21 protein-coding genes and 1 pseudogene are annotated in these 24,528 nt (G+C 66.2%); 14 read left to right on the forward strand and 8 right to left on the reverse strand.

Features of this window, described 5'->3' with window-relative positions:
- Positions 1-26 precede the first annotated feature (26 nt).
- The 4 genes and pseudogenes from G6N55_RS03510 to G6N55_RS03525 form a co-directional block, all read left to right on the forward strand.
- Entirely contained in the window at positions 27-1,700 is a 1,674-nt protein-coding gene (locus G6N55_RS03510) for an acyl-CoA synthetase (RefSeq protein ID WP_085225288.1), read from the forward strand.
- 145 nt (positions 1,701-1,845) lie between these two features.
- On the forward strand, positions 1,846-2,514 hold the full coding sequence (locus tag G6N55_RS03515; protein WP_085225286.1) for a TetR/AcrR family transcriptional regulator: 669 nt from the start codon (positions 1,846-1,848) through the stop codon (positions 2,512-2,514).
- Positions 2,515-2,546: 32 nt separating this feature from the next.
- On the forward strand, positions 2,547-3,020 hold the full coding sequence (locus tag G6N55_RS03520) for a hypothetical protein (protein WP_085225284.1): 474 nt from the start codon (positions 2,547-2,549) through the stop codon (positions 3,018-3,020).
- A 163-nt stretch (positions 3,021-3,183) separates the two neighbouring features.
- Positions 3,184-3,789: pseudogene (locus tag G6N55_RS03525) on the forward strand (cutinase family protein); the annotation flags it as partial.
- 214 nt (positions 3,790-4,003) lie between these two features.
- Here the strand turns inward: G6N55_RS03525 and G6N55_RS03530 are convergent.
- The 3 genes from G6N55_RS03530 to G6N55_RS03540 form a co-directional block, all read right to left on the reverse strand.
- Positions 4,004-4,381, reverse strand: coding sequence for a DUF5073 family protein (locus tag G6N55_RS03530; RefSeq protein ID WP_085225280.1), 378 nt, complete (start codon positions 4,379-4,381; stop codon positions 4,004-4,006).
- On the reverse strand, positions 4,381-5,166 hold the full coding sequence (locus tag G6N55_RS03535; RefSeq protein ID WP_085225279.1) for a heavy metal-binding domain-containing protein: 786 nt from the start codon (positions 5,164-5,166) through the stop codon (positions 4,381-4,383). Before G6N55_RS03535 ends, G6N55_RS03530 begins: the two co-directional genes overlap by 1 nt.
- Positions 5,167-5,308: 142 nt before the next feature.
- Positions 5,309-6,712 carry a WS/DGAT/MGAT family O-acyltransferase gene (locus tag G6N55_RS03540; RefSeq protein WP_085225277.1) on the reverse strand — a complete coding sequence of 468 codons (1,404 nt, stop codon included), beginning with the start codon at positions 6,710-6,712 and terminating at the stop codon, positions 5,309-5,311.
- Between the two features lie 378 nt (positions 6,713-7,090).
- Between G6N55_RS03540 and G6N55_RS03545 the strand changes: the two genes are divergently transcribed.
- Positions 7,091-7,789: an ABC transporter ATP-binding protein gene (locus G6N55_RS03545; RefSeq protein ID WP_085225374.1), complete on the forward strand. Its 699-nt coding sequence runs from the start codon at positions 7,091-7,093 to the stop codon at positions 7,787-7,789.
- Positions 7,786-10,323 (forward strand): ABC transporter permease, encoded by a 2,538-nt coding sequence (locus G6N55_RS03550; RefSeq protein WP_085225275.1) that lies wholly within the window; start codon positions 7,786-7,788, stop codon positions 10,321-10,323. The genes G6N55_RS03545 and G6N55_RS03550 overlap by 4 nt, the downstream gene beginning before the upstream one ends.
- A 3-nt stretch (positions 10,324-10,326) precedes the next feature.
- Here G6N55_RS03550 and G6N55_RS03555 read toward each other — a convergent pair whose 3' ends face one another.
- The 3 genes from G6N55_RS03555 to G6N55_RS03565 all read right to left on the reverse strand — a co-directional run bounded on the left by G6N55_RS03555 (position 10,327) and on the right by G6N55_RS03565 (position 12,763).
- The gene (locus tag G6N55_RS03555) at positions 10,327-10,950 is read right to left on the reverse strand and encodes a class I SAM-dependent methyltransferase (RefSeq protein ID WP_085225273.1); all 624 of its coding nucleotides are present in this window, start codon (positions 10,948-10,950) and stop codon (positions 10,327-10,329) included.
- Positions 10,947-11,516: a DUF4389 domain-containing protein gene (locus G6N55_RS03560; RefSeq protein WP_085225372.1), complete on the reverse strand. Its 570-nt coding sequence runs from the start codon at positions 11,514-11,516 to the stop codon at positions 10,947-10,949. The genes G6N55_RS03555 and G6N55_RS03560 overlap by 4 nt, the downstream gene beginning before the upstream one ends.
- Before the next feature lie 65 nt (positions 11,517-11,581).
- Positions 11,582-12,763, reverse strand: a complete 1,182-nt coding sequence (locus G6N55_RS03565; RefSeq protein WP_232078912.1) for an FAD-dependent oxidoreductase — start codon at positions 12,761-12,763, stop codon at positions 11,582-11,584.
- A 48-nt stretch (positions 12,764-12,811) separates the two neighbouring features.
- Here G6N55_RS03565 and G6N55_RS03570 point away from each other — a divergent pair, with 48 nt between their 5' ends.
- Positions 12,812-13,741, forward strand: a complete 930-nt coding sequence (locus G6N55_RS03570) for an antibiotic biosynthesis monooxygenase (RefSeq protein WP_139827021.1) — start codon at positions 12,812-12,814, stop codon at positions 13,739-13,741.
- Here G6N55_RS03570 and G6N55_RS03575 read toward each other — a convergent pair.
- Entirely contained in the window at positions 13,738-14,622 is an 885-nt protein-coding gene (locus tag G6N55_RS03575; protein ID WP_085225267.1) for an SDR family NAD(P)-dependent oxidoreductase, read from the reverse strand. The genes G6N55_RS03570 and G6N55_RS03575 overlap by 4 nt on opposite strands.
- A 407-nt stretch (positions 14,623-15,029) precedes the next feature.
- Between G6N55_RS03575 and G6N55_RS03580 the strand changes: the two genes are divergently transcribed.
- Both G6N55_RS03580 and G6N55_RS03585 read left to right on the forward strand, forming a co-directional pair.
- Positions 15,030-15,839 carry a SigB/SigF/SigG family RNA polymerase sigma factor gene (locus G6N55_RS03580; RefSeq protein WP_085225265.1) on the forward strand — a complete coding sequence of 270 codons (810 nt, stop codon included), beginning with the start codon at positions 15,030-15,032 and terminating at the stop codon, positions 15,837-15,839.
- A gap of 107 nt (positions 15,840-15,946) precedes the next feature.
- Positions 15,947-16,570, forward strand: a complete 624-nt coding sequence (locus G6N55_RS03585; protein WP_085225263.1) for a hypothetical protein — start codon at positions 15,947-15,949, stop codon at positions 16,568-16,570.
- Between the two features lies 1 nt (position 16,571).
- On the opposite strand, the gene G6N55_RS03590 is transcribed toward G6N55_RS03585, so the two are convergent.
- On the reverse strand, positions 16,572-16,793 hold the full coding sequence (locus G6N55_RS03590) for a hypothetical protein (RefSeq protein ID WP_139827020.1): 222 nt from the start codon (positions 16,791-16,793) through the stop codon (positions 16,572-16,574).
- A 126-nt stretch (positions 16,794-16,919) separates the two neighbouring features.
- Here G6N55_RS03590 and G6N55_RS03595 point away from each other — a divergent pair, with 126 nt between their 5' ends.
- The 5 genes from G6N55_RS03595 to G6N55_RS03615 are packed head-to-tail and all read left to right on the forward strand — an operon-like array spanning position 16,920 to position 24,527.
- On the forward strand, positions 16,920-17,597 hold the full coding sequence (locus tag G6N55_RS03595; RefSeq protein ID WP_085225259.1) for a TetR/AcrR family transcriptional regulator: 678 nt from the start codon (positions 16,920-16,922) through the stop codon (positions 17,595-17,597).
- A 22-nt stretch (positions 17,598-17,619) separates the two neighbouring features.
- The gene (locus tag G6N55_RS03600) at positions 17,620-18,849 is read left to right on the forward strand and encodes a cytochrome P450 (RefSeq protein WP_085225257.1); all 1,230 of its coding nucleotides are present in this window, start codon (positions 17,620-17,622) and stop codon (positions 18,847-18,849) included.
- Entirely contained in the window at positions 18,843-19,790 is a 948-nt protein-coding gene (locus tag G6N55_RS03605; RefSeq protein ID WP_085225255.1) for an SDR family oxidoreductase, read from the forward strand. The genes G6N55_RS03600 and G6N55_RS03605 overlap by 7 nt, the downstream gene beginning before the upstream one ends.
- Before the next feature lie 21 nt (positions 19,791-19,811).
- Entirely contained in the window at positions 19,812-23,324 is a 3,513-nt protein-coding gene (gene car, locus G6N55_RS03610) for a carboxylic acid reductase (RefSeq protein WP_085225253.1), read from the forward strand.
- A gap of 36 nt (positions 23,325-23,360) precedes the next feature.
- Positions 23,361-24,527, forward strand: coding sequence for an amidohydrolase family protein (locus G6N55_RS03615; protein ID WP_085225370.1), 1,167 nt, complete (start codon positions 23,361-23,363; stop codon positions 24,525-24,527).
- Position 24,528 lies beyond the last annotated feature (1 nt).

Here is a 24,528-nt window from a genome sequence, read left to right on the forward strand (position 1 = left end):
GCGCCGGCGAAACTTCGAGGAGAGTCATGGCGGAAAGCGGATTCAACCTGTCGACGGTGTTTTCGACTCTGGCACAGGCACTGCCCGAGCAACGCGCGCTGTTCTGGCGCGGACGCCAGTGGACCTACGCGGAGATGGACGCCCGGGTTGACGGCGTCGCACACTACCTCACATCGCTGGGACTGGGATGTCACACCGAACGGGATCGCTTGCAGGGCCACGAATCCGGCCAGGATCACATCGGGCTGTACCTGCGCAACGGCAACCACTATCTGGAGGCGATGATCGGGGCCTACCGATCGCGAATCGCACCGTTCAACGTCAACTACCGCTACGTCGATGCCGAGCTGGTCTACTTGCTCGCCAACGCGCAAGCCCGGGCCCTGGTCTACAACGCCGAGTTCGCACCCCGCGTCGCAGCGATTCGCGATCAACTCCCGCACCTGGAATTCCTGATTCAGGTGGCCGATGATTCCGGTCAGCCGCTGCTACCCAGTGCGGTGGATTACGAATCGATCGTCGCGACCGGGCCTCCGCCCGGCGGAATGCCTACTCCCAGCAGGGACGACCTGTACATGCTTTACACCGGCGGCACCACCGGGATGCCCAAGGGCGTGCTGTGGCGGCAGCACGACGTGTTCGTATCCTCAATGGGCGGACGCCCTTTCGGCTCCGACGAGGCGATGAAGTCCTACGACGAACTGGCCGAGCGCGCGTCCGCCGCGCCGGGCTTCGCGTCCGTGCTGCTGATCCCGCCGCTGATGCACGGTGCCGCGCAGTGGGGCGCCTTCCAGATCATGACGATGGGCGGCTGGGTCACGTTCCCCGACGACGTCCACAGCATCCGGGCCGACGAGATTCTGCGACTGGTCGAACGCGAACGGGTGATGAGCATTCCGGTCGTCGGCGACGCGATCGCCCGCCCACTGATCGACGAGATCGAACGCGGTGACTACGACCTGTCGGGACTGATCAATATCAGCAACGGCGGCGCCGCCTTGACCCCCAGTGTGCGCAAGCGCTTTGTCACCGCGCTACCGAACCTGCTGGTGATCGATAGCGCCGGGGCCTCCGAAACCGGTCTGCAGATGAGCGCCCTGCCGACACAATCGGAACCCACCGCGGTGGCGACGTTTACGCCGGGCTCCGAAACCGGGGTTTTGGCAATAGATTTCAGCCGCGAAATCGGGCCCGGCGGCGGCGAGGGATGGCTGGCCCGGCGCGACATGATCCCGCTGGGCTACCTCGGCGATGCGGAGAAGACGGCACGCACGTTCCCCGTCGTCGACGGAGTGCGCTGGTCGATTCCCGGGGACCGGGCCCGGTTCCTGGCCGACGGGCGGATCGAACTGCTCGGGCGTGACGCCGTCACGATCAATTCCGGCGGCGAAAAGATCTTCGCCGAAGAGGTCGAGGCCGCGATGGCCGAACACCCCGGCATCTACGACGTGGTGGTCACCGGCCGGCCCTCGGAGCGCTGGGGCAACGAGGTCGTGGCTATCGTTCAGCTCGTCGAGGGCTCCGATCCCTCCGACGAGGAGCTGCTGGCGACGTGCCAGCAACACATCGCCCGCTACAAACTGCCGAAAGCCATCATCCGCACGGCCAGGGTTCAGCGTTCGCCCGCCGGCAAGGCCGACTACCGGTGGGCCAAACAGATCGCTACCGAAAGCCTTTCCACCACAACAGGATCCGGTTAGACCGCCTATCCCGCGCCGAACACCGGTTGCCCGGACAGCGGGCGCCGGTTCCGGGCCGGCTGCGCGCATCAGCAACGATCGTTTAGCTGCGACGATATGATCGAGCGGTGATGATGACCGACGACACGTTTGCCGCCCGCTGATCATGCGCAGTCACGGTTGGGCCGGAAACACGCCCTCCTCCGACGAAGAGGCGATCGAGCGGATCCTGGATGCGGCGGACCAGATTATCGACGAACGCGGCTCGGCCATGCGGATCGCCGATGTCGCCCGCGCTCTGGGCGTGACCCGGCAGACCGTGTACCGGTATTTCCCCGGCACCCAGGCATTGCTGGTGGCGAGCGCGATGCGGTCGGCCGACGGCTTCCTCGATCATCTGGCGGCCCATCTCAAGGGAATCACCGACCCCGTCCTGGCGGTGACCGAAAGTTTCGCGTTCGCCGTCGAACAGCTGGCTTCCGACAACCAGCTCGAGTTGGTGCTCAACCGGCGCAACCGCAGCGGTCAAACGATCTCCATCGTGTCGGATACCGCGCTCGCGTTCGGGCGATCGATGCTGCACCGCTTCGACATCGATTGGGAGCAGCACGGTTTCGACGACGAGGGCCTGGACGAGTTGAACGAATTCACCCTTCGGCTGCTGCACTCGTTCCTGGCAGACCCCGGCCGGCCCCCGCGCAGCGGATCCGATCTTCGGCGCTACCTGATCCGTTGGATCGGACCGGCCATCGCCTACCCGCAAATCGCCCAGGCGATGGATCCGTTGCGGGCTCCCGAGCCCCGAGCCCGGCGGAGACCCTCGGCCGCGTCCTGATTCCGGGGCCAGCTGCTCAAGGAGGAGTGACCATGGTCGGACTGGGACAGCTCGCGCTGGACGGCGCACCCGTTTTCGGTGCTGCCATGCTCGCGATCGCGGCCGTGCAGTTCCGGGGCCCCGACTACCGGAAATTGATCGAGCAGGACATGGACCTGCTGGATCGACTCCCGCCCGAGGCCACCGAGCGGCGCGACGCGCTGCGGCACTCGATCGACTCCCGCATCGACGATCTGATCGACTCGGCAAACCGCAGTCGCGCCTGGCGCAGGGCCGCGATGTCGTACCAAGGCAACTGGCGCGATGTGGTGGTGGTGCTTTGCGCCGTGCTGTTCACGATCGTCTGGTGGGACGTCGACCACAGCCGAGGCAACTGGTTGCCGATGTTCATCCTCCTGATCATGCTGTGCGTGCTGGCCGCCGCCTACGCATTCCGCGGCGTGCTCCGGGCGGTCAGTGCCTTTGTGCACAGGCGGCGCGCCGGCGAGCAGGACGCGCCAAAGTAGCTGCGCGACGGCGCTTTATCGGGCGGCCGGCGCCCGGGGTGACAATCCGGCCGACGCGAAAACGCATACGAAGCGCTCGTGGTGAAAGTGTGACAAAATTCAACGCGTGAAGGCGTACGCCCTCCCCGTTTTACTTTGTGCCGCTACAACGTCCACCTGGGCGTTGATCCCTCCCGTTCGGACCGCGTCGGCCGAACCGTGCCCCGATGTCGAGGTCGTATTCGCCCGGGGCACCGACCAGCCGCCCGGACTGGGCGACATCGGCGACGATTTTGTCGAGGCTCTGCGTGCGCGCCTCGGCCCCAAGTCGCTCGGGGTATACGCGGTCGATTACCCGGCGACCATGAGCTTTCCCAAAGCCGTCGACGGCATCAGCGACGCGGGTGCTCACATTGAGCAGACCGCGGCGGCCTGCCCCAAAACCCAGATGGTGCTGGGCGGGTACTCTCAGGGTGCGGCCGTGATGGGCTTCGTCACCGCTAGCCAGGTGCCCGATGGTGCCCGCGTCGGGCAGGACCTGCAACCGATGCCGGCCGAGGTCGCCAACCATGTTGCCGCGGTCGCCCTGTTCGGCAAGCCGGCGAGCCAATTCATGAGCATGATCAATCAGCCGCCGGTCACGATCGACCCGCTGTATGCGCCCAAGGCCATCGAGTTGTGTGTGCCCAACGATCCGATCTGTAGTGGCTCGGGCGACTTCTCCGCCCATCGGCTGTACCAGCAGGTCGGGATGATCGATCAGGCAGCGGATTTCAGCGCGAACCGCATTGCCGAAGCAACTCCCCCGACACCCTCGCCGACGCCGGGACACGGCCCGACGGCGACGCCGGCGCCGGTGCATTCAGCCGCACCGTCGGCCACGCCGTCACCGACGCCCGCGCCGGTGACCTCGCACCACCCCGGACCACCCCCGGGACCGGCGGCGTAAGTCCTCGGGGAGCGGGTCTCGGCCTCGAAAAGCTCTGTTCCACTGAGTGATTCACTCAGTAGCGGGGCGCCGCCTCGAGAACCTCGACGGCGGCGTCGATGTTGGGAATGATGGTCGGACCGTAGTGGTTCACCAGCTGCCCGAGCGCGCGGGTGATATGCGGACCGACGACGCCGGCAGCCAGGACCTCCTCGGCCAACACGATGCCGTTGACGATGTGGCCGGCGCGCAGGCGCCCATCGGCGGTGAGTTCGTAGCGCCAGTCGCCGATTTGGACCCGCTCCGGCGCCGACCGGAAAAACCCGCGCCGCGCCGGGGTCAGAATGACGCCGGGCACGCCGCAGAACACCCTGATCACCTGCCCGACTCCCCCGGGCCCGGCCAGGGCCGCTCCGATCGCGCGGCTGGCCCGCTCATGGTCGTACGTCGTCATCAATCACTCATCGGAAGCACGAACGACGGTGTGATGGTTTGCGGTTCACTGGTGCGGCGCACGGCGGTGCCGGCCACGTAGAACTCGACGGTGTGGTGGCCCCAGGCGTAGTTGGAGATGGCGAAATGCACACCCACGACGCCGTTTGCACCGTCTCGCTCGGCCTCGCTCTGCATGCGCGACATGGCCAGCTCCCGGGCTTGGTAGCTGCCCTGCGTCCACTGCGGCATCTCGGCGTTGCGCCCCACCTGGCCGAGTGTCCGCAGGAAGCCTTGGACGGCAATGTGAAACACACAGTTGCCCATCACGAATGCGACCGGCGCAAACCCGGAGCGCAGCAGGGTGGTCAGATCCTGGCCGGACAGGTGGCTGCTGAATGCCTGCCCGTTGGGCCGTCGAAACGCTCCCGGCTTTGCGGTGTATTTCACGGCGGTTCCGACCGCGATGAATTCCAGATGCTCGCCCTCACCCTGATGGCGCCAATCGAGCCGGACACCGACCACTCCGTCAGCGCCCAGCGCGTCGGCCTCGGCCTGCATTCGCGACATCGCATTCCACCGCGCCCGGTAGGTCGCGTCGGTCAGCACGGGCAGCTCCGACTGCTGCCGGATACCGGTGAACTGGTAGCCGACGTGATAGACGGAAACGCCCATCACGAGCTCCATCGGCTCGAATCCGGCGCCATGCAGCAGTGCGAATTCGTTGATCGAAAGATCGGACGTCCATAACTTCCCGGCGTGCGAGAGGCGTTCGCTGGCGACGGGGTCGAGCTGGTTCGGTTCCATTGTCAAAGACCCTCCTGCGGTTCGCAGCCAGCGTAGGCCGCGGTGCCTTCGAATACACACATAACATGCGACATTGTCGAGCGAAGGGACGCAGTGGTGTCCCGGTTACCGGTCAGCGGCGGCGTGCGATGCGCCGTCGTCCTCACGCGTCCGGCGGGTAGCTGTCGTCGGAGGGAATGTCATCGCACTCGAGCAGCTCTTTGAGCGCATCGGGGAACGCGTCGGCCATGCCCCACAGGTCGGGCAGCAGATCCGGGCAGCCGATGAGGCCGACGCCGAGTTCTCCGTTGAGCGACATCACGGTGATGTTGAGTCCGGCGTCGCCGATGATCGGCCCGAGCGGGTACATCGCGGCGACGCGGCAGCCCAGGAAATACAGCTGATCCCGCGGGCCCGGCACATTCGACAGGATGAGGTTGTAAGCGCTGCGGTTGATCGGGATGTGCGGCAGCAACCGCATCGCCGCGCCGAACATGGTCGGGCCGCCGAACTGTGTCCAGTCGTGCAGCAGGGTGGGGCCCAAGGCAGCCGTGTGCTCTTTAGCGGCACTGTTTCCGGCGGCGATGGTGCGGATACGTTCGGCCGGATCGCTGATTTGGCTTTCAACCCGGCAGAACATCCAGGTGGTCTGGTTGCGCCCGGGGCGGTCGGACTTGCCGTGCACCGACACCGGCACGGTGGCCACCAGCGGGTTCTCGGGGAGCTCGCCGCGCTCCAGCAGGAAGCGTCGTAGCACGCCGGCGCACAATGCCACGACCACGTCGTTGACGGTCACCCCGAAGCGGGCCTTGACTCGCTTGACGTCGCGCATATCCAGCTGCGTGTAGGCGATGTTGCGGTAGCGCGTGACCGAGCCATTGAGCGGGGACGACGGGGCCGAGAACGGCGCGGCCATCGTGCGGCCATCACGCGCCCGCAGCACCGTCTGCGCCAACGTCAGGATCGTCGCGGGCACCACCGTCGCCAGCCGCAACGGACGACGGGCAAATCCCATCAGACCGCTCACCGCGATCTGGAGCGGATTACCGCCACCCGCGCCGCCGACCGCCTTCGGTGCCGGCGCGTCGGGCGCCAAGCTGCACAAATGGGCCAGCAGGTTGGCACCCGCGACGCCGTCGACGAGCGCGTGGTGAACCTTGAGCATCATCACAACCGCGTCGCTGTTGACACCGCCCTGCAGCACCCACATCTCCCAGAGCGGTCGATCACGGTCCAGCGGCAGCCCGGCGACGTACCCACAGATCTCGGCCACCTCGCGGCGCCCCCCGGGCGCCGGCACACCGACGTGCTGCACATGCCGTTCCAATTGGAAGTCCTCGTCGTCCACCCACACCGGGTGGTCCACGTTCAACTGGTTGTCGGCGAGCTTCATCCGGAATTCAGGCACCGCCGCAACGCTTTTTGCCAGCGCGGACCGGAACGCACCGTAGCTGTACCCTCCCGGCATCGTCGACGTGTCCAGCTCCAAAACACAGCACACGTTCAGTGGTTGTGTCGGCGTCTCCAAGTAGAGAAAAAACGCGTCAAGCCCGCTCAGTCGTTCCATAGCCGCCCGCTCGACTAGTGACTTGGTAAACCCCCCGGTGCCTAGGAGTCTAGGTAGGTGACCAGTGGTCGGCTACACCACGAGTGGACGCACTCGGTTAAATTTTGAATACATACCGCCACGGTATTCAGCTTGAAGTGCAGGCGATCGGGGCCGGCAGGCCACCTTCGCGCGGCTCGAGGCGTCGGCCAGGATCGGCACTTCGCCGAGGCGCTGCGGCCGCATGCCATGAACCGATCACGGTCGGGTCTCGTTAACCGGGTACCAGCGCCTTGGGCGCCGTGCGGTTAGCGGCAGACGCGCGCTGATTACGCGTGAAGCCGCAGGAGGATCATGTTCAGACGACTCGACACCCGCGCTGGCCCCAAGCACAAGCTGCTGACCATCGAGTTGTGTGATGTGGTGCGCGAATACCAGATTGGCGGACAAACCGTTCGTGCCCTCGACGACATCAGCCTGCGCCTCGAGGGCGGGCAATTCGTCTCGATGGTCGGGCCTTCCGGTGCCGGCAAGAGCACGTTGCTGCATTTGCTCGGCGCGCTGGACTCCCCCGATTCCGGGTCGATCGAATTCGACGGGGACGAGATCGGCCGACTCAACGACCAACAGCAGTCACAGTTTCGCCATCACCGCGTCGGCTTCATCTTCCAGTTTTTCAACCTCCTACCGACCCTGTCCGCGTGGGAGAACGTCGCAGTACCCAAGCTGCTCGACGGCGTGCGCCTCGGCAAGGCCAAACCCGACGCGATTCGGCTGCTGGAGCGGGTGGGCCTCGGACACCGGACCGAGCACCGGCCGGCGGAGCTCTCGGGCGGCCAGATGCAGCGCGTCGCGGTGGCGCGGGCGCTGATGATGGACCCACCGTTGATCCTCGCCGACGAACCCACCGGAAACCTCGACTCCACCACGGGCGCTTCGATACTGACGCTGCTCGCCGACGTCGCGCACGAAGCCGGGCGCGGCCGCCTGGTGGTGATGGTGACCCACAACCCCGAAGCCGCGGAGGCAACCGACCGGGTGATCATGCTGCAGGACGGCCGGATCGTTTCCAACGAACGATCGGCGGTCCTGGTGTGAGACCGGGTTCCGCGATCAGCGCCACCGCAAGCCGGCTACGTGTGTTCAGCCTGCGTGAACTCGCCGTGCACCGGCGGCGCACGTTCGCCTCGATCGCGGTAATGGCCGTCTCCGCAATGTATTTGGTGGCGGTATTCGGTATCTTCGGCTCGATCACCGGTTCGGTCAATCGCCTCAGCGATGGGATCGCCGGCGTCGCCTCGCTCGAGGTCTCCGGGATCACCGACGCGGGATTTCCCGACGCGATCGCCGCCGACGTCGCCGCGGTTCCCGGGGTGGCGACCGCCGCGCCGATGATCCGGACATCGGTGTCCACCTCGTCGGGGCCGGTGTTGCTGTTCGGTGCCGACGATCGGCTTGCGGCGTTGGGCGGTGCGCTCAAGGACGCGTTGAAAAACGGTGCGCCAGAGCAGAAAACCGGTGCACCGGATCAACCCGCGAATCCACCTGGACCCGCGAACGGGGTCCGGGTCGGTCCGGGAGTCGGTCATGGCAAGGGAGAGACGTTCCAGCTCGGCTCGGATTCGGTCACGGTGACCGAGGTGCTCGCCGGCAAGGAGGTTGCGGCGCTCAACGGCGGGCACTATGTCCTCGCGCCACTTGCGTTGGCGCAGAACGTCACCGGACGCCAAGGCCAGCTCGACTCGATCCTGATCACGATCAAGCCCGGCGCCGATCTGGGGCAGGTTCGCTCCGCGGTGAACGCAGCGGTCAATGGCCGCGCCATCGTCGCCGACCCGAGTATGAGGGCGACTCGAGCCGGCGACGGTGTCAAGCTGATGAACTACATGGCCCTGATGGGCGCGATGGTCGCGTTGATGGTCGGCGCCTTCTTGATCTACACCACCATGACCATGGCGATCACCCAGCGCCGGCCGGTCATCTCGATGCTGCGCGCGATCGGCGGCCGGCGCGCCGTCATCGTCCGCGACATGCTCGCGGAGGCGGCGATCCTCGGGGTGATCGGCGGCGGGATCGGCTCGGCAATCGGAATCCTGATGGGCCGCCTCGCAATTGGCCGATTGCCACCGGCCATGACGCAAGGCCTCGAAGCCCGCATCGAATACTGGCTACCCGGCTACGCGATACCGGTAGCGATCGTCACGACCGCGCTGACCAGCGTGGTGGCCTCGGCGATGGCCGCACGGCAGGTCTACAAGGTCGCACCGATCGAGGCGTTGGCGCCCGTCGGAGTGTCGGCGGCCGACCGCGTGCCGCGCTGGCTGCGGGTCGCGTGCGGTGTCGGGGCGACCACGGTCTTCGCGGTGTCCATCGCGGTCGTCATCACCCAGCGCGGCATCCTGGCGTTCATCGCGATGTCGGCCGTGTTCTCCGCGGAGATCGCGCTCGGCTTCGCACTCACCATGCCGATCGTCAACGCCGCGGCCGCCACCGCGCGAATATTCGGCACCGTCGGCGCCCTCGCCGCGGCGACCATTGAGCGCGCGCCGCGACGGGTCTGGGCGACGGTCATGACGGTGGTGATCGCGGTCATCACGACCGTCACGATCACCGGCACCAACAACGACATGATCCGGTCCGCGCGTGGCATCTTCGCGCCGGTGGTGGACACTCCGGTGTGGGTGAGCGCGAATCCGCCCGACACCTACCCCACTGACGCTCTGCCGCAAGGACTTTCCGACAAGCTGGCGGCCGTGCCGGGCGTCGCGCATGTCACCGAGGGGGCGTACGGGTTCGCCGAAGTGGGGGGCACGCGGGTGATGCTCGACGGGTTCTCCGCGGGGACTGCCGATCCGCTGTACCGGGCACTCGACCGGCAGGTGCGCGACGACGTGCTGGCCGGCCGCGGGGTGGTGCTCTCGCAGAATCTGGGTAAGACCCTGCACGTCCGGGTCGGCGACCAGCTCCGCATCCAAACGCCGCACGGCGTGCGGCAGGCGCCGGTGCTGGCCCTGGTCCCCTATTTTTCGACGGTCATCGGCACCCTGGGCTTGAGCCTGGACCAGCTGCGGGCGTGGTTCGACCGCCCGGTCGCGACGACGCTGCAGATCGCTGCGGCCCCCGGCGTGGATCCGCGTCGGTTACTGTCCGATATCCGTGCGGCGGTCCCGGCGCCGAACTACGTCTACGACGGCAACGCCGAGCTGGCCGGCCTCGAGGCGCCGATGCATCAGAGCATGTTCATCGCCAACGCCGTCTGGATCATCGTGGTGCTGGTGGCCGCGGTCGCGCTGCTCAACACGTTGACGCTGTCCGTGCTGGAACGGCGTCGCGAAATCGGGGTGCTGCGCGCGATGGGATCCAGCCGCCGGTTCACCCTGCGGATGGTGCTGGCCGAGGCGGCCGGAATCGGGTTTGTGGGCGGCATTTTGGGGCTGGCGTTCGGGTGCGCGGACCAGTGGCTGTTCAGTCTGGTCAGCGGCGACATGATGAATTTCCACGTCACCTTCCACCCCAGTTGGATGGCACTGGCGTTTACCCTCGGCGCTCTGGCAATCAGCCTGCTCGGCTCGGTCCCACCCGCCCGCCGCGCGGCCCGCTTGAACATTATCGAAGCGGTCGGCATCGAATAAGAGCTATTCGGTGAGAGTGGCAAACCCCTGCAGATGAGGTTTGCACGGAAACGGCACCGGGGTACGTGGGATGCTGCGCAATCCCGCGGTATCGAATCCGGCGGCCGCAATGGAATCGACGGTTCGCCGGTTCGGTTCACATCCGGCCGCTAGCCAAGACCATGGCTTGGCGACCAGGTCCTGCATCCGGCCCGTCGCGCCCTCACCGCGGACGTGCTCGAGGACGACCAGCCGACCACCCGGCACCAGGACACGCCGGATCTCCGCCAGCGTCGCGGTGACGTCGTCGACCGAGCACAACACCAGCCCGATATGCACCGAGTCGAAGCTGTTGTCGCCGAACGGTATTGATTCGCCGGTCCCTTCGACGATGTCGGCGGCGATCCCGTGCTGAAACGCCAGATGAGACGCCATCTGGCGGAACGCGGCCACCGGCTCTACCGCCGCGATCGAGGTCACCGCGGGCGGCACGAACTTCAGGTCGGTACCCGGTCCCAGACCCACCATCAGCAGCCGACCGGTCGCGTGCGCGATCGCGTCTCGGCGATACCGGTTATAGAAGAGGCGATCGAAAACCGGCTGGCCGAAGCGATATATGTAGGGAAATAACGGATTACCGGGCGTTATCGACTACCTAGGTCCATACGAAAAGGCGGATACTCGTCACGCATCAACGATACATACACCGCCACCCGATAGCGCCACCGCACAATGCCCATCAGCAGATCGAACATGCCCTGCGGGATGGTCCCGGTGCACAACAACGCCACGGCGGCGATCACGCAGAGCAGCTGTAGCAGTGGCTCCAGCGCCCAGCACAGCAATACCTGCGGGGCCCCCAGTAGCCAGGTCTTCACCAGAACGGCCCAATTCGTCAGGTGCTCGGGATATTCGACGTCGAGTTCGCCCGGATAATCGGGCCGGGCCGCGAGCGTGAAGGGCGGGTATTTGTCGGTGCTGTTCATCGGGAACCGGTAGTTCATCACCCGCCACGACCAGCGCAGCACGCCGACGTTGAAGTCGAAGATCGGGCGCGGATAGCGTCCGGTGAATAGGATCGCGACACCGGCCACGACCGTCAGGATCGGATACACCAGGTACAGAAGAATCAGGATGGGATAGTGCGGCACGGCCAGCACACACCACTTGACGAGCCAAAGCCAGCGTGACGGGGAATCGAAATCGCCACGCACGCGGACGGTCTCGAACGGCGCGTGGACCGTTTCGATCTCGACGACGCGGGATTCGGTCACGGTGATCACCGCCTGATCGGAGTCGCTTTCGCGAGATCGCGATCGATCTCCGCCGCGATCCGCGGGTGGCTGGTTATCCGCACGAAGTGGGTCAATATCGAGGTATGCAAGCGATCCGACATCCATGCCGCCGGCCGCAACACGGACTCGCGATGTGCGACCTGCAGTGACGCCACCCGGGATACCGCGCTCACCTGACGTCGCCGGGTCTTCTCGTATGAGCGCAGCGCACGCGACAGCTCGGCCCGGCTGCTGCCGGAGTCGAGACCCGAAATCGTCTTGCCCAACACCATGGTGTCGAGCAGGGCCTGATTCGTTCCCTGCGCGAAAGTGGGCGGCATCGTGTGCGCGGCATCGCCGAGCAGGGTCACCGGCCCGCCACTCAGCGGTGCGGGTACCGGATGCCGGAAATGCGGATAGGGCGAATGGGCCAGATCTTCGTCGGTCAGCTTCGCGAGCACCAGGTCGACCGGATCGGACCAGCCGGCGAAGGTCGATCGGATCGCTTCGATCGGGCGACGTGGCCGAATGAAATCGCGCGACCACGGCAAGTCGAACCACCACTGCACGGATGAGCCGCCGGCCGGCCAAACGCCGGTGTTTCCGGTAGCGCCGATGATGAGATGAGCGGTCTCCCGGTCGACGAGCTCGGGAAGGCTGACCAGGCCCTGCCAACTGCACCAGCCGGTCGGCTCGGCGGCCGGCGCACCGACCAGGTCGCGGATCACCGAATGCAGACCGTCGGCGCCGATCAACAGGTCGCCTTCGGCCACGCTGCCGTCCTCGAACCCGACCGCGACGCCGTCGGACATCGTGATTACCTGAGCTGCGCGCGCGTTGCAGCGGACGCGATCGGCCGGGAAGTCCGTCAGCAACCGTTCCAGCAGGACGCGGCGCGGAACCATCCGAACGGCCGCGCCCAGTTGCTTCACCATCGCGTTCACGTCCAACGTGGCGACCCGATGCCCCCTCGACGTACGCAAGCGCACGCTGGACAGTGGTTGACCCGCCCCCTCCATGTCGACGCCCAGCTGCCGCAATACCGTCTCGCCGTTGGACCAGATGGTGATGGCACCGCCGCCTGCTCGCGTATCCGCGCGTTGGTCGAAGACGGTGACATCGTGGCCGTCCCGGAGCAATCCCCGGGCAACCGAAATTCCGCTGACGCCCGCGCCTATCACCAGCACCCGCAGCGGTCGCCTCGATCGCGCCGGCGATGATGGTAAACAGCTGATATGACTGCTGGCGCCCGCGCGATCACGCTGTTCCATCCGCCCTCTGATCCTGCGCGATACGGCCAGTGGGTGGTCGGCTATCTTGCTTCGGCTCGTCACTCTCCTGGACACGTAAGCGCGCGCGAATCGGTTCAAGGAAACCGGCCGCTCGATTGGGCCGTCGAAGTCGCCTTCCGCGATGCTGATCTGCTCGACGCCTGGTTGGACAGCGCTGAGCGCCAAGCCGTTCTGCGCGAAGGCGAGAAGCAGGGCTGGTGGCGCTGCGCATCCGAACTGATCCTGATGCAAGGTGAGCCCCCGGCCGCCAACGTCGGCATTTTCCTGCACAGCGTCACGCCCGGCAAAGAAGCTGAATTCATCGCCACCCAAAGCGAACTCACACGAAGCATCGTCGCATTTCCCGGATACGAAGGCACAGCGTTGTTTCCGTCCGATTCCTTCGGACAACAATGGATGTCGGTGCTGCGATTCCGACGGGCGGATCAGCTGACGGACTGGATGCGCTCGCGCGAGCGCCAAGACGCGCTGCCGCGGCTGCGCGGTGGATTGACCCGCGACTTCGCCGAATTGACCCGCAGCGCGCCGTTCGGGTCAACGATTCGAGTCGACGACGGGCAGACCAGGATCACGCCGGCATGGAAGACCGCGATGCTGGTGCTGCTCTGCCTCTACCCCACCGTGATGCTGCTGTCGAAATCGCTCTCGCCGGCGCTGGGCAAGCTTGGGGTGAGCCCGTCGGTGTCGTTGTTCGCCGGCAATGTGATCAGTATCGTTGCGCTGCAATGGGTCTTGGTCCCCGCCGTTTCACGGCCCTTTCGGCGCTGGCTAGACCCGATCGATGGGGCGTCGACGGCGATCTCTGCGGCGGGCGCGGCCACGATAGCGGTCGCCTATGGCGCGCTCCTCGCGCTTTTCCAGCTCGTGGGCTAGCCGCGGGCACCAATCATCTTGTGCAGGTCCTCGATACCCCACGGCGCGGCATCGTGGTGATCGCGATAACCGAGCAGGGACGGCGCCGGCCGATCGAAGCGGCCGACGAATCCGCCTGCGGCAACCAGGATCTGACCCGTCACGTCACGCGCCAGGTCGCTGGCGAGATAGGCGTAGAGCGGGGCCACAAACGCGGGCGGCGCACTATCCAGCGACGCTTGCATGGTCACGTCGTCCAGCAAGCCGCGGCGGTGCAAATCCTCGATGTGCTTCTCGTACTCGGTTCCGGTCGACAGCCGTGTTCGCGCGCCGGGGCACACCACATTGGCCCGCACGCCTTTGGCTTTGAGCTCCGCGGCGATGGCCACCGTCAAACCGTTGACGGCGCCCTTACCCGCGGGGTAGCCGGTGCCGCCGTAGTCGCCGAGAAAGGCCACCGAACTGGTGTTGACGATCGTCCCATGTCCCTGCGCGACCATCGCGCGTGCGGCGACCCGGCAGGTGTGAAACACCGTGCCGACGTGGGCGCTCATCAGCCGATCGAAATCCTCCGGCGTGATGTCCAGGATCGACGAGCCGGGCGGCTCGGCAATCCCGGCGCAATTGATCAGGACGTCGAATCGGCCGAAGGTGTCGCGGCAGGTGTCCACCAACTCGGCAGCGACGGCCTCGTCGTCCGCGGACCCGACCACCGGGACGGCCCGGCCCCCCGATGCCTCGACCGCCGCGACGGTCTCGGTGACGGCATCGCCGTCGCGGCCGTTGACCACCACGCCGGCGCCGAGGTCGCCCAGCAGCTCGACGACCGCGCGGCCGATGCCGCGGCTTCCGCCGGAGACCACCGCGGCGCGCCCGGCGAGTAGATCCTGGGCGCTCGTCATTTGCCGAACAGTACGCGTTTGCCGTTGACCAGCGCTTTCCGGGTCCAGGACGCGGGACGGGGATTGCTCGGCGGCGGGCAATTGCGAACCAGCCCGGAGCCATGCCCCGGGGGGCGTAATATGGCGAGTTGAGTCCGTCTGGACGCATCACCGTTTAGCTAAAAGCGGTCAGTCAGCCGTACGACCGCTGGGCTGTGGCTCTGGTGATTCATAACCTCCCGGGTCGCCCCCGCGTGGCGCACGCGCTGTAAACACCCGGTCCGTGCCGACGGATCGGGTGCAGTGGGATGGCGCACGCGCGCCGCACCCCGCTGCCCCGCGACCCCAAGGGAGTGCGTCGCAATGCAAATTCATTGGTGTGCAGATCTTTTCGCGCGGCATCTCGCCGGGACGAGGCGGTCAGCCAGATGACCGAAGCCCTCGCTCCGCCCCGGCCCATGCGGCCGGCCAGCACTCACAAAGACGATTCCTACGACGACGTCGTCGACATGTTCCTGACGCTGAGCACGATGCCCGCCGAATCGCACGAGTACCGCCGGCAGCGCGAATGCATCGTGAGCCGGTGCCTTCCGCTGGCCGACCACGTGGCTCGTCACTTCGCGCGACGTGGTGAGGGTTTGGACGACCTGACCCAGGTCGCACGCCTGGGCCTGATGAACGCCATCAACCGGTTCGACCCCGAAAAGGGCCCAAGTTTCATCGGGTTCGCGATTCCTACCATGATGGGCGAGGTTCGGCGCCACTTCCGCGATTACAGCTGGGGCATGCGGGTACCTCGCCGGCTGCGCGAGCTGCACGTCCAAATCATCAGGGCGACAGCGGATTTAGCACAGAAGCTGGGCAGGGCTCCAACCGCCCGCGAGCTGTCGCAGGAGCTGGGAGTCCGGCACGACGAGATCGTCGAATGCCTGGTGGCCGGCGATGCCTACCAGCTGGAATCCCTGGACGCACCCGTGGGCGCCGACAACACCGGGCGGACGCGGTTGGTCGCCGACGCGGTGGGTGGCGTCGACCCTCAAATCGACCACATCACCAACCGCGAAGCGGTGCGCACCCTGATAGCCGACCTCCCGGTGCGCGAGCGGGAGGTACTGCGTATGCGGTTCTTCGAGTCGATGACGCAGAGCCAGATCGCGGAGCGAATCGGCGTGTCACAGATGCAGGTGTCACGCATCCTGGCGAACACCTTGTCGTCCCTGCGCGACCAGCTGGAATAACCCCTGCCGCTTGGGTGCCCGGCCCTGCGGCGGCACGCGCCCTGTACTGTGCCTTTGGGGTGAAATCGACTCCGTCGCCGGATCGAGCCTGGAAGGAGCACGATGCGATGAGGCTTTCCCGACCTGTCATCACGGGGGTTGCCGCGGCGACAGCGCTGGCGTTGACCTTGGCCGGCTGTGGTGGCAATCCGAAGCCATCGCCGACGACATCAGGGTCGGCCACCTCATCGAGCAGCAAGTCCAGTGCCGCACCGACCTCTTCGACCCCGGCAGCGCCGGCGGCCGACTACACCGGCTGGCTGATCCAGGTGACCGATATCGATGCGCCGGTGCCCTTCACGGGGACACCGCCGACGGCCAACCCGGACGGCCAGCCCGGCGCGACGATCACGTTCAACACCCAGGACAACAGCCACACCATCAAATCCACCATCCAGGTGCTGGCGGACCCCGGTGCCGCGACGAGCGCGCTCAACGCGGCGAAATCGGCACAGGGTGGCGCGATCAAGCATCCCACCACGGACGCGGTCAAGATCGGCACCGATGGAGCGGTGGTGTCCGGCAATTCACCCGACAACTCCAAGGGCATCGCGGTGTTGCTGTTCACCGAGGGCAAGGCCTTTGTCACGATTGAATTCGACGGCCCGCCCGACACGCTGCCGCCGCCGGACTTCATCAACGACATCGGCCAGAAGCAAGACGCGGCCGTGAAGAAGGGGCTCGGCGGCTGAGTCAGGGTCGCCGTCCGTCACACGGCGCTGCCACGCTGGTTGCTTTCGCGGCCGCCGCTGAATTGGCGGGCTGAGGTGGCGGCTCCAAGCCGCCGCTCACGACCTCGCGATCGGCCACATCCGTTGCGACCAGCCATAACTCGACGCCGGTGCCGCCACTGCGGTCCGACCACACCGGGTTGCTGATCAAGGCCAGCGATCTCAATTCGCCCGAAAACTTCACGGCGACAACACCGATGGCCAGGCGGCCGTCGCCACCACCTTCAGTAACCCGGAGCGCACGCACGTAATCATGGGGCACCGCTCGTGACGCGCATTAAATAAACGGCTTGATTTAATCCGTCGCGCGGTGTTCACTGAGGCGGTGAAAGCCGAGCGGAGCGCGCGCTCCGACAGATCGATGGGTACCCGAGAGGCGATCCTGTCGGCCGCCGAATGGTTGTTTGCCGAACGCGGAATGTATGCCGTGTCCAACCGGCAGATCAGCGAAGCGGCCGGGCAGGGCAACAATGCCGCGGCGTGCTACCACTTCGGCACCCGCACCGAATTGTTGCGCGCGATCGAGAGCAAGCACCGTGAGCCGATCGAGGAACTGCGTGCCCAGATGTTGGACGACATCGGCGATTCGACCGAGCTGCGCGACTGGGTGAGCACCCTGGTGCGGCCCCTCACCGATCACCTGGCCGCGCTGGGCACGCCCAGCTGGTACGCGCGTTTCGCCGCCCAGGCGATGGCCGACCCCACCTATCACCACGTCGTCACCAAAGACGCCCTCATGTCGCCGAGGCTGGTGCAGACGATCGAGGGCATCACTCGTTGCCTGCCCGACCTGCCTAAGCGAGTGCGCTCCGAACGGATCGTCATGGTCCGAAATCTGCTGATGCACACCTGCGCAGAGCACGAGGGCGCGCTCGCCGAGCACGGGCCGCGATCGCGGTCCAGTTGGCCGGTTGCCGGCGAGGGATTGATCGACGCAATCGTCGGATTGTGGCGCGCGCCGGTGCATGTGAATGCCGCGGGCGACTGACCACCCCCTAGCGAGGAGCACGATGACCGACATCTCAACCGATGCAGCCACCGATATCCCGGACTTCCCAATGACGCGGGCCGCGGGCTGCCCGTTCGCTCCTCCCCCGGAGTCGTTGGCGCTCAACGCAACCAAGCAGCTCAGCAGGGTGCGAATCTGGGACGGCAGCACACCGTGGTTGATCCACGGCTACGACGCGATCCGGTCGCTGTTCACCGATTCACGCGCCAGCGTCGACGACCGGTTGCCGGGCTATCCGCACTGGAACGAGGGAATGCTCGCGACGGTGCACAAACGGCCGCGCTCGGTGTTCACCTCCGATGCCGAGGAGCACACCCGCTACCGCCGGATGTTGTCGAAGCCCTTTACCTTCAAGCGCGTCGAAGGGCTGCGCCCGGCGGTCCAGAAGATCGCTGACGAGCGCATCGATGCGCTGCTGGCCGGCCCCAAGCCCGGCGATATCGTGAGCACTCTGGCGCTGGCCGTCCCGACGCTGGTGATCAGCGAGATGCTGGGCGTGCCCTACGAGGACGCGGACTTCTTCCAGGAGCAAGCACACCGGGGCACCGGGCGCTACGCGACCGAAGAGGACACCGCCCAGGGCGCCGCGTCGTTGGCGAAATACATCGCCAAGCTGATTCGGACCAAGATGGAAAGTCCTTCTGAGGACCTGGTGTCCGATCTGGCGGAGCGGGTCAACGCCGAAGAGATCAGCGTGCGCGAGGCCACCCAACTGGCCCTCGGCGTGCTGATCGCGGGCCACGAGACCACCGCGAACATGATCAGCCTGAGCATCGCCGCCCTGCTCGAGCACCCCGATCAGCGACAGTTGTTGTGCGAGACCGATGATCCGAAGGCCATCGCCACCGCGGTCGAGGAGCTGATGCGCTACCTGAGCATCATCCAAACCGGTCAACGTCGCATCGCGATCGAGGACATCGAAGTCGGCGGCGAGACGATCCGCGCGGGCGAGGGCATCATTCTCGATGTCGCACCGGCGAACTGGGATAACCGCCAGTTCCCCGACGCCGACCGGCTGGACCTGACCCGCGACGACGGCGCGCACGTCGGATTCGGCTATGGCCGCCACCAATGCGTGGGACAACAGCTGGCCCGCATGGAATTACAGATTGTGCTGCCCACGCTGCTGCGCCGGGTTCCGACGCTGCGGCTGGCGGTGCCGGTCGAGGAGCTTCCGTTCAAGCACGACACGTTGGCCTACGGCGTCTACGAGCTTCCCGTGACATGGTGAAGCCGGACCTGACGCTGGCCGTTCCGAATCTGACCGGAAAGCTCGCGGTCGTCACGGGCGCCAACAGTGGTCTGGGATTCGGTCTGGCGAAGCGACTGGCGGCCGCCGACGCCGATGTGGTGATGGCGATCCGGAGCAACGCCAAGGGCGAGGCCGCGATCGCCGAAATCCGCCGCGAGGTTCCCGCCGCGAAGCTCAACATCAAGCAGCTGGATCTGGCGTCACTGGAAAGCGTTGCGGCACTGGGTGAAGAGCTCAGGGCCGAAGGCCGGCCGATCGACGTGTTGATCAACAACGCCGGCGTGATGACCCCGCCGCAGCGCCAGGAAACCAGCGACGGCTTCGAGTTGCAGTTCGGCGCCAACCATCTGGGCCACTTTGCCCTCACCGGACACCTGCTGCCGCTGCTGCGCGCGGCGACGTCGTCGCGGGTCGTCACCGTGAGCAGCATCGCCGCGACGCAACCCAAGCTGACCTTCGACGACCCCAACGCCCGGCACGGCTACAAGCCGATGGTCTCCTACGGCGTCGCCAAGCTGGCGCAGCTGATGTTCGCGGTCGAGCTCGACCGCCGCAGCAGCAGGGGCGGCTGGGGTGTGACGTCCAACGCGGCGCACCCGGGGCTGAGTAAGACCAACCTGCTCAGCGGCGCATCGTATGGGCGGGACAAACCGACGCTGCAGGCGCGCCTGACCCGATTGACCTGGCGGCTACTGCCGTTCATGTGGCTGGAGATCGACGAGGGCATCAAACCGACTCTCTACGCGTCGGTGTCGCCGGATGCCGAGGGCAGCCGCTACTACGGACCACGGGGGTTCTACGAAACCGCCGGGGGCGGAGTCACATTCGCCGGGGTACCCCGGCTGGCACGCGATGAAATCGAGCGGCAACGACTGTGGCAGCTCTCCGAAAAGCTCACCGGCGTCACCTACCCGAGCTGACTTGAGGAAAGGCACCGCAATATGGCGTTCGTCGGCCGCTCTGACGTAAAAGATCCCGGCGCCCAGCAGGACCAGTGGGAACGCTTGGCACGCCGGCGCGAACGCCTCTACGCCGACGACGCGCAATTCAGCGCCACCCGCCCCGACGAGCGGATCGCCGCCGCGGCGCGCACACCCGGGCTGCGGATCGGCGAAGTCATGGCAACCGTGTTGCAGGGCTACGCGAACCGGCCGGCACTGGGACAGCGGGTGCGCGAAGTGGTCACCGATCCCGCCACGGGGCGCTCGACACTGACCTTCCTGCCGCGCTTCGAGACCGTCAGCTACGCGGAGCTCTGGGAGCGGGTGCGGGCGGTTGCCGGCGATTGGCACCGGCACGAACAGCATCCGGTGCGGACCGGCGATTTCGTCTGCGTGCTCGGTTTCGCCAGCATCGACTACACCGCGATCGAGTGCGCCTGCATTCACCTCGGTGCTGTGGTGGTGCCGCTGCAGACCAGCGCACCGGCCGCCCAGCACGCGCCGATCCTCACCGAGACCCAGCCGCGAATATTCGCCGTCGGGATCGACAACCTCGAGATCGCCCTGGAAACAGTGCTACAGGCGGCCTTGACCGGCGCCGCGCCCCAGCGTCTGATCGTGTTCGACTACGAGGCCCGCGACGACGACCAGCGGGCCAGCTATCAGGCCGCCCGCGACCGGCTAGCCGCTTCGGGTAGCGGGCTGGCTATCGAGACACTCGATGATGTTGTCGCGCATGGAAAGTCACTGCCGGTCCCGCCGCTGCACGTCGCGCCGGCCGACGAGGATCCGCTGGCATGGGTGTTCTACACCTCCGGCAGCACCGGAACACCCAAGGGCGCGATGTTCACCGAGAGTCTGTGCATCGGCACCTGGCTCGCGCAGTCCGATCAGCCGGTGATCACGTTGAGCTACATGCCGATGAGTCACCTGATCGGCTATGGCTACGTGATTTTGACCCTGGCCAACGGCGGCACCAGCTATTTCGCCGCCAAGAGCGACCTGTCCACGCTGTTCGAGGATTTGTCGTTGGTGCGACCGACGTCGATGAGCCTGGTGCCCCGGGTCTGCGAGATGTTCTACCACCACTATCAGCGCGAGTTGGACCGGCGCGGTCTGGCCGGCGACGAGGCGGACGCCGAGGAATTGACCACCGCGATCCGCGAGCAGATTCTGGGCGGCCGCGTGCTGGCCGTGGGCTGCGGATCGGCGGCACTGTCGCCGGAAATCAAGGAGTTCATGGAGGTGGTGCTCGACCAGCACCTGCTGATCGGTTATTCGTCCACCGAGATCGCGGGCGGGATGATCGTGGCCGACGAGCATGTGCTGCGACCGCCGGTGATCGACTACAAGTTGCTCGACGTTCCCGAACTCGGCTACTTCAACACCGACAAGCCTTATCCCCGTGGGGAATTAGCGGTCAAGTCGGCTCGTTTCATGGCGGGCTACTACAACCGTCCCGACCTGACGGCCACGATGTTCGACGCGGACGGCTACTACAAGACCGGCGACATCATGGCCGAAGTCGGTCCGGACCGATTGCGCTACGTCGACCGGCGCAACAACGTCATCAAGCTTGCGCAGGGTGAATTCGTCGCCGTTTCGCGGTTGGAGGCGTTGTACTCGACCAGCCCGCTCATCCACCAGATCTACATCTACGGCAACAGCGAACGGTCCTTCCTGCTCGCCGTGATCGTGCCCATCGATGCCGGTGTCGGCACGTCGGCGATCGCCGAATCGCTGCGCAGCATCGCGCGCGAGAACGCGCTCAACGGCTATGAAATCCCCCGTGATTTCCTGGTCGAGACCGAGCCGTTCAGCCTGGCCAACGGCCTGTTGTCCGGTGTTGGAAAGTTCCTGCGGCCCAAGCTCAAAGCGCGATATGGAGACCGCCTGGAGCAGCTCTACGCGGCCATGGCCGACGACCAGCTGCAGCAGCTGCGCGCATTGCGCACCGGTGGCGCCGACCAGCCGGTGCTGGCGACGGTCAGCAAGGCCGTGCAGGCCACCCTGGGCGTGCCGGCGGCCGACGTCTCGCCGGAGGCCAGGTTCATCGATCTGGGCGGCGATTCGCTGTCGGCGCTGACCTTTTCGACGCTGCTGGCCGACATCTACGGCGTCGAGGTCCCGGCGGGTGTGGTGATCGACCCGACCGGGGATCTGCTGCGCATCGCCGACCACATTGAGCGGCATCGCAATTCCGACGTGCGGCGGCCCAGCTACGCATCCGTGCACGACGGCGCCGGCGGTCACGAGGTGGCGGCCGCGGACCTAAGCCTGGACAAGTTCATCGACGACCACATCCTGAAGACCGCGATGACCTTGCCCGCACCCACCAGTGCGATCCGCACCGTCCTGCTCACCGGTTCGACCGGGTTCCTGGGGCGGTTCCTCGGCTTGGAATGGCTGCAACGACTGGCTGATTCGGGCGGCACCCTGGTCTGCCTGACGCGCGGCGCGGACACCGCCCACGCGCACCAGCGCATCGAGGCGGCCCTGGATTCCGACCCCAAGCTGCTCGACCGGTTCCGGACCCTGGCCGACGGCCATCTCGAAGTCGTGGCGGGCGACATCGGCGAACCCGGCTTCGGGCTCGACGAGGTGACCTGGCAGCGCCTCAGCGAGACCGTCGACCTGATCGTGCATCCGGCCGCTCACGTCAACCATGTGCTGCCGTATCAGCAGTTGTTCGGCCCCAATGTCGTCGGTACCGCCGAAGTGATCCGGTTGGCGATCACCGCCAAACTCAAGCCGGTCCACTACATCTCCACGCTGGGCGTCAGCGCCGTGGCCCATCAGCTGGTGGACGAAGACACCGACATCCGGCGCTCCGTTCCCGCGTGTGTCGTCGGCGACGGCTACGCCAACGGTTACGGGATCAGCAAGTGGGCCGGCGAGGTGTTGATGCGCGAAGTACACGATCTGTGCGGGCTACCCGTGGCGGTGTTCCGGCCGGGGATGATCCTGGCCGACAGCCGCTACGCGGGGCAGCTCAACGTGCCGGACATCTTCACCCGGCTGCTGTTCAGCCTGGTGGCAACCGGCGTCGCGCCGCGGTCGTTCTATCACGCCGGTGACGCCCAACCGCACTACGAAGGCCTGCCGGTCGACTTCCTGGCCGACGCGATCGCCGCGATCGGACCGCGACATGGCAGCAGCTTCGCGACGTACAACACGACCAACCCGCACGACGACGGCATCTCGATGGACACGTTCGTCGACTGGATCATCGCCGCGGGCTACCCGGTCGAAAAGATCGACGACTACTCGAGTTGGCTGGCCCGCTTCGGGACGGCGATGGGGGCACTGCCCGAACGGCAGCGCGCCCAGTCGGTGCTCACCGTGCTGGACGTCTACCGTGAACCCATGCCCGCTATCGCCGGCTCACCGGTACCCGGCGCGCAATTCCAGTCCGCGGTCGAACACTCGGGTCGCGCGATCCCCCACGTCTCGCAACAGCTGATCCAGAAGTACCTTGCCGACCTGGCCCAGATCGGTGTGCTCACCCGGTGATCCGCAGCGAGAAGTGATCCCAACGAAGGGACGATGATGTCCAGCCCAGCCCGCACCGTGTACCCCGAGGGCGTGATCGGCGCGCCCAAGCACCGTCACGGTCACGCCGCGGAATTCGGCACCGGCCTGCCGCCCGGCACCGAGGTGTTCTCCGCCGACAACCACATCTCGGTGGCCGACGACATCTTCTACGAGCGGTTTCCCGACGACCTCAAAGATCAGGCCCCCCGGATCTGGTACGAGGATGGCGCGTATCTGCTCGGCCAACCCGGACAGTCAATGGTGGTGGGCGATTTCAGCGCGGTGCTGATGCAATACGACGATCTGGCAGGTGCGGCCACCAACAACGTCGAGGCGCGGATTCGTGAGCTCGCCGAAGACGGCGTCGACAAGGAACTGGCCTTCCCCAATGCGGTGCTGGCGCTGTTCCATCACCCCGACCACGACATTCGCGAGCGCATCTTCCGCGTCTACAACGAGCACATCGCCGCGGTTCAGGAGGGCTCAAACGGCCATTGCTACGGAGTCGGGCTGATCAACTGGTGGGATCCGCGCGGCGCCCGTCGTACGCTGACCGAACTGAAATCGTTGGGGCTCAAGACGTTTCTGATGCCGATCAGCCCCGGCAACGACGAAAACGGCCGGCTCATCGATTACTCCAGCTCGGCGATGAGCGCGGTATGGGACGAGATCGAAGAGGCTGGGCTGCCCATCGCCCATCACATCGGCGAGAGTCAGCCGAAATTTCCCAGCGAGGTCAACAGCGTCGCGGTGGCGATGATGGTCAACATCGACTCGTTTCGGGAGATGTTCTCCAAGTACATCTTCGGCGGCATCCTGGACAGGCACCGACGGCTGCGGGTCGGCTGGTTCGAGGGCGGAATCGCCTGGGTGCCGACGGCACTGCAGGACGCCGAGCACGTCCTGGCCTCCTACCGGCACATGCTGCGCCACCTTCCCGAGCACGACATCCGCTACTACTGGAACACCCACATGTGCGCCTCGTTCATGGTGGACGGGCTAGGCCTGCGACAGATCGACGAGATCGGCATCGACAAGGTGATGTGGTCGTCGGACTATCCGCACAACGAGAGCACGTTCGGCTATTCGGAGCGGTCATTGGCCGCGGTGGTCGACGCCGTCGGCCCCGAGGACGCCGTGCGGGTTGTCGGCGGCAACATCAAGAAATTCCTGGGGATTTGAG

This window comes from Mycobacterium florentinum, assembly GCF_010730355.1.
Lineage (GTDB): Bacteria > Actinomycetota > Actinomycetes > Mycobacteriales > Mycobacteriaceae > Mycobacterium > Mycobacterium florentinum.

Coding starts and splice junctions, on each gene's coding strand:
- G6N55_RS03510 (WP_085225288.1), top strand. CDS start 27: ATGGCGGAAAGCGGATTCAACCTGTCGACGGTGTTTTCGACTCTGGCA.
- G6N55_RS03515 (WP_085225286.1), top strand. CDS start 1,846: ATGCGCAGTCACGGTTGGGCCGGAAACACGCCCTCCTCCGACGAAGAG.
- G6N55_RS03520 (WP_085225284.1), top strand. CDS start 2,547: ATGGTCGGACTGGGACAGCTCGCGCTGGACGGCGCACCCGTTTTCGGT.
- G6N55_RS03530 (WP_085225280.1), bottom strand. CDS start 4,381: ATGACGACGTACGACCATGAGCGGGCCAGCCGCGCGATCGGAGCGGCC.
- G6N55_RS03535 (WP_085225279.1), bottom strand. CDS start 5,166: ATGGAACCGAACCAGCTCGACCCCGTCGCCAGCGAACGCCTCTCGCAC.
- G6N55_RS03540 (WP_085225277.1), bottom strand. CDS start 6,712: ATGGAACGACTGAGCGGGCTTGACGCGTTTTTTCTCTACTTGGAGACG.
- G6N55_RS03570 (WP_139827021.1), top strand. CDS start 12,812: ATGACTGCTGGCGCCCGCGCGATCACGCTGTTCCATCCGCCCTCTGAT.
- G6N55_RS03575 (WP_085225267.1), bottom strand. CDS start 14,622: ATGACGAGCGCCCAGGATCTACTCGCCGGGCGCGCCGCGGTGGTCTCC.
- G6N55_RS03580 (WP_085225265.1), top strand. CDS start 15,030: ATGACCGAAGCCCTCGCTCCGCCCCGGCCCATGCGGCCGGCCAGCACT.
- G6N55_RS03585 (WP_085225263.1), top strand. CDS start 15,947: ATGAGGCTTTCCCGACCTGTCATCACGGGGGTTGCCGCGGCGACAGCG.
- G6N55_RS03600 (WP_085225257.1), top strand. CDS start 17,620: ATGACCGACATCTCAACCGATGCAGCCACCGATATCCCGGACTTCCCA.
- G6N55_RS03605 (WP_085225255.1), top strand. CDS start 18,843: ATGGTGAAGCCGGACCTGACGCTGGCCGTTCCGAATCTGACCGGAAAG.
- car (WP_085225253.1), top strand. CDS start 19,812: ATGGCGTTCGTCGGCCGCTCTGACGTAAAAGATCCCGGCGCCCAGCAG.
- G6N55_RS03615 (WP_085225370.1), top strand. CDS start 23,361: ATGTCCAGCCCAGCCCGCACCGTGTACCCCGAGGGCGTGATCGGCGCG.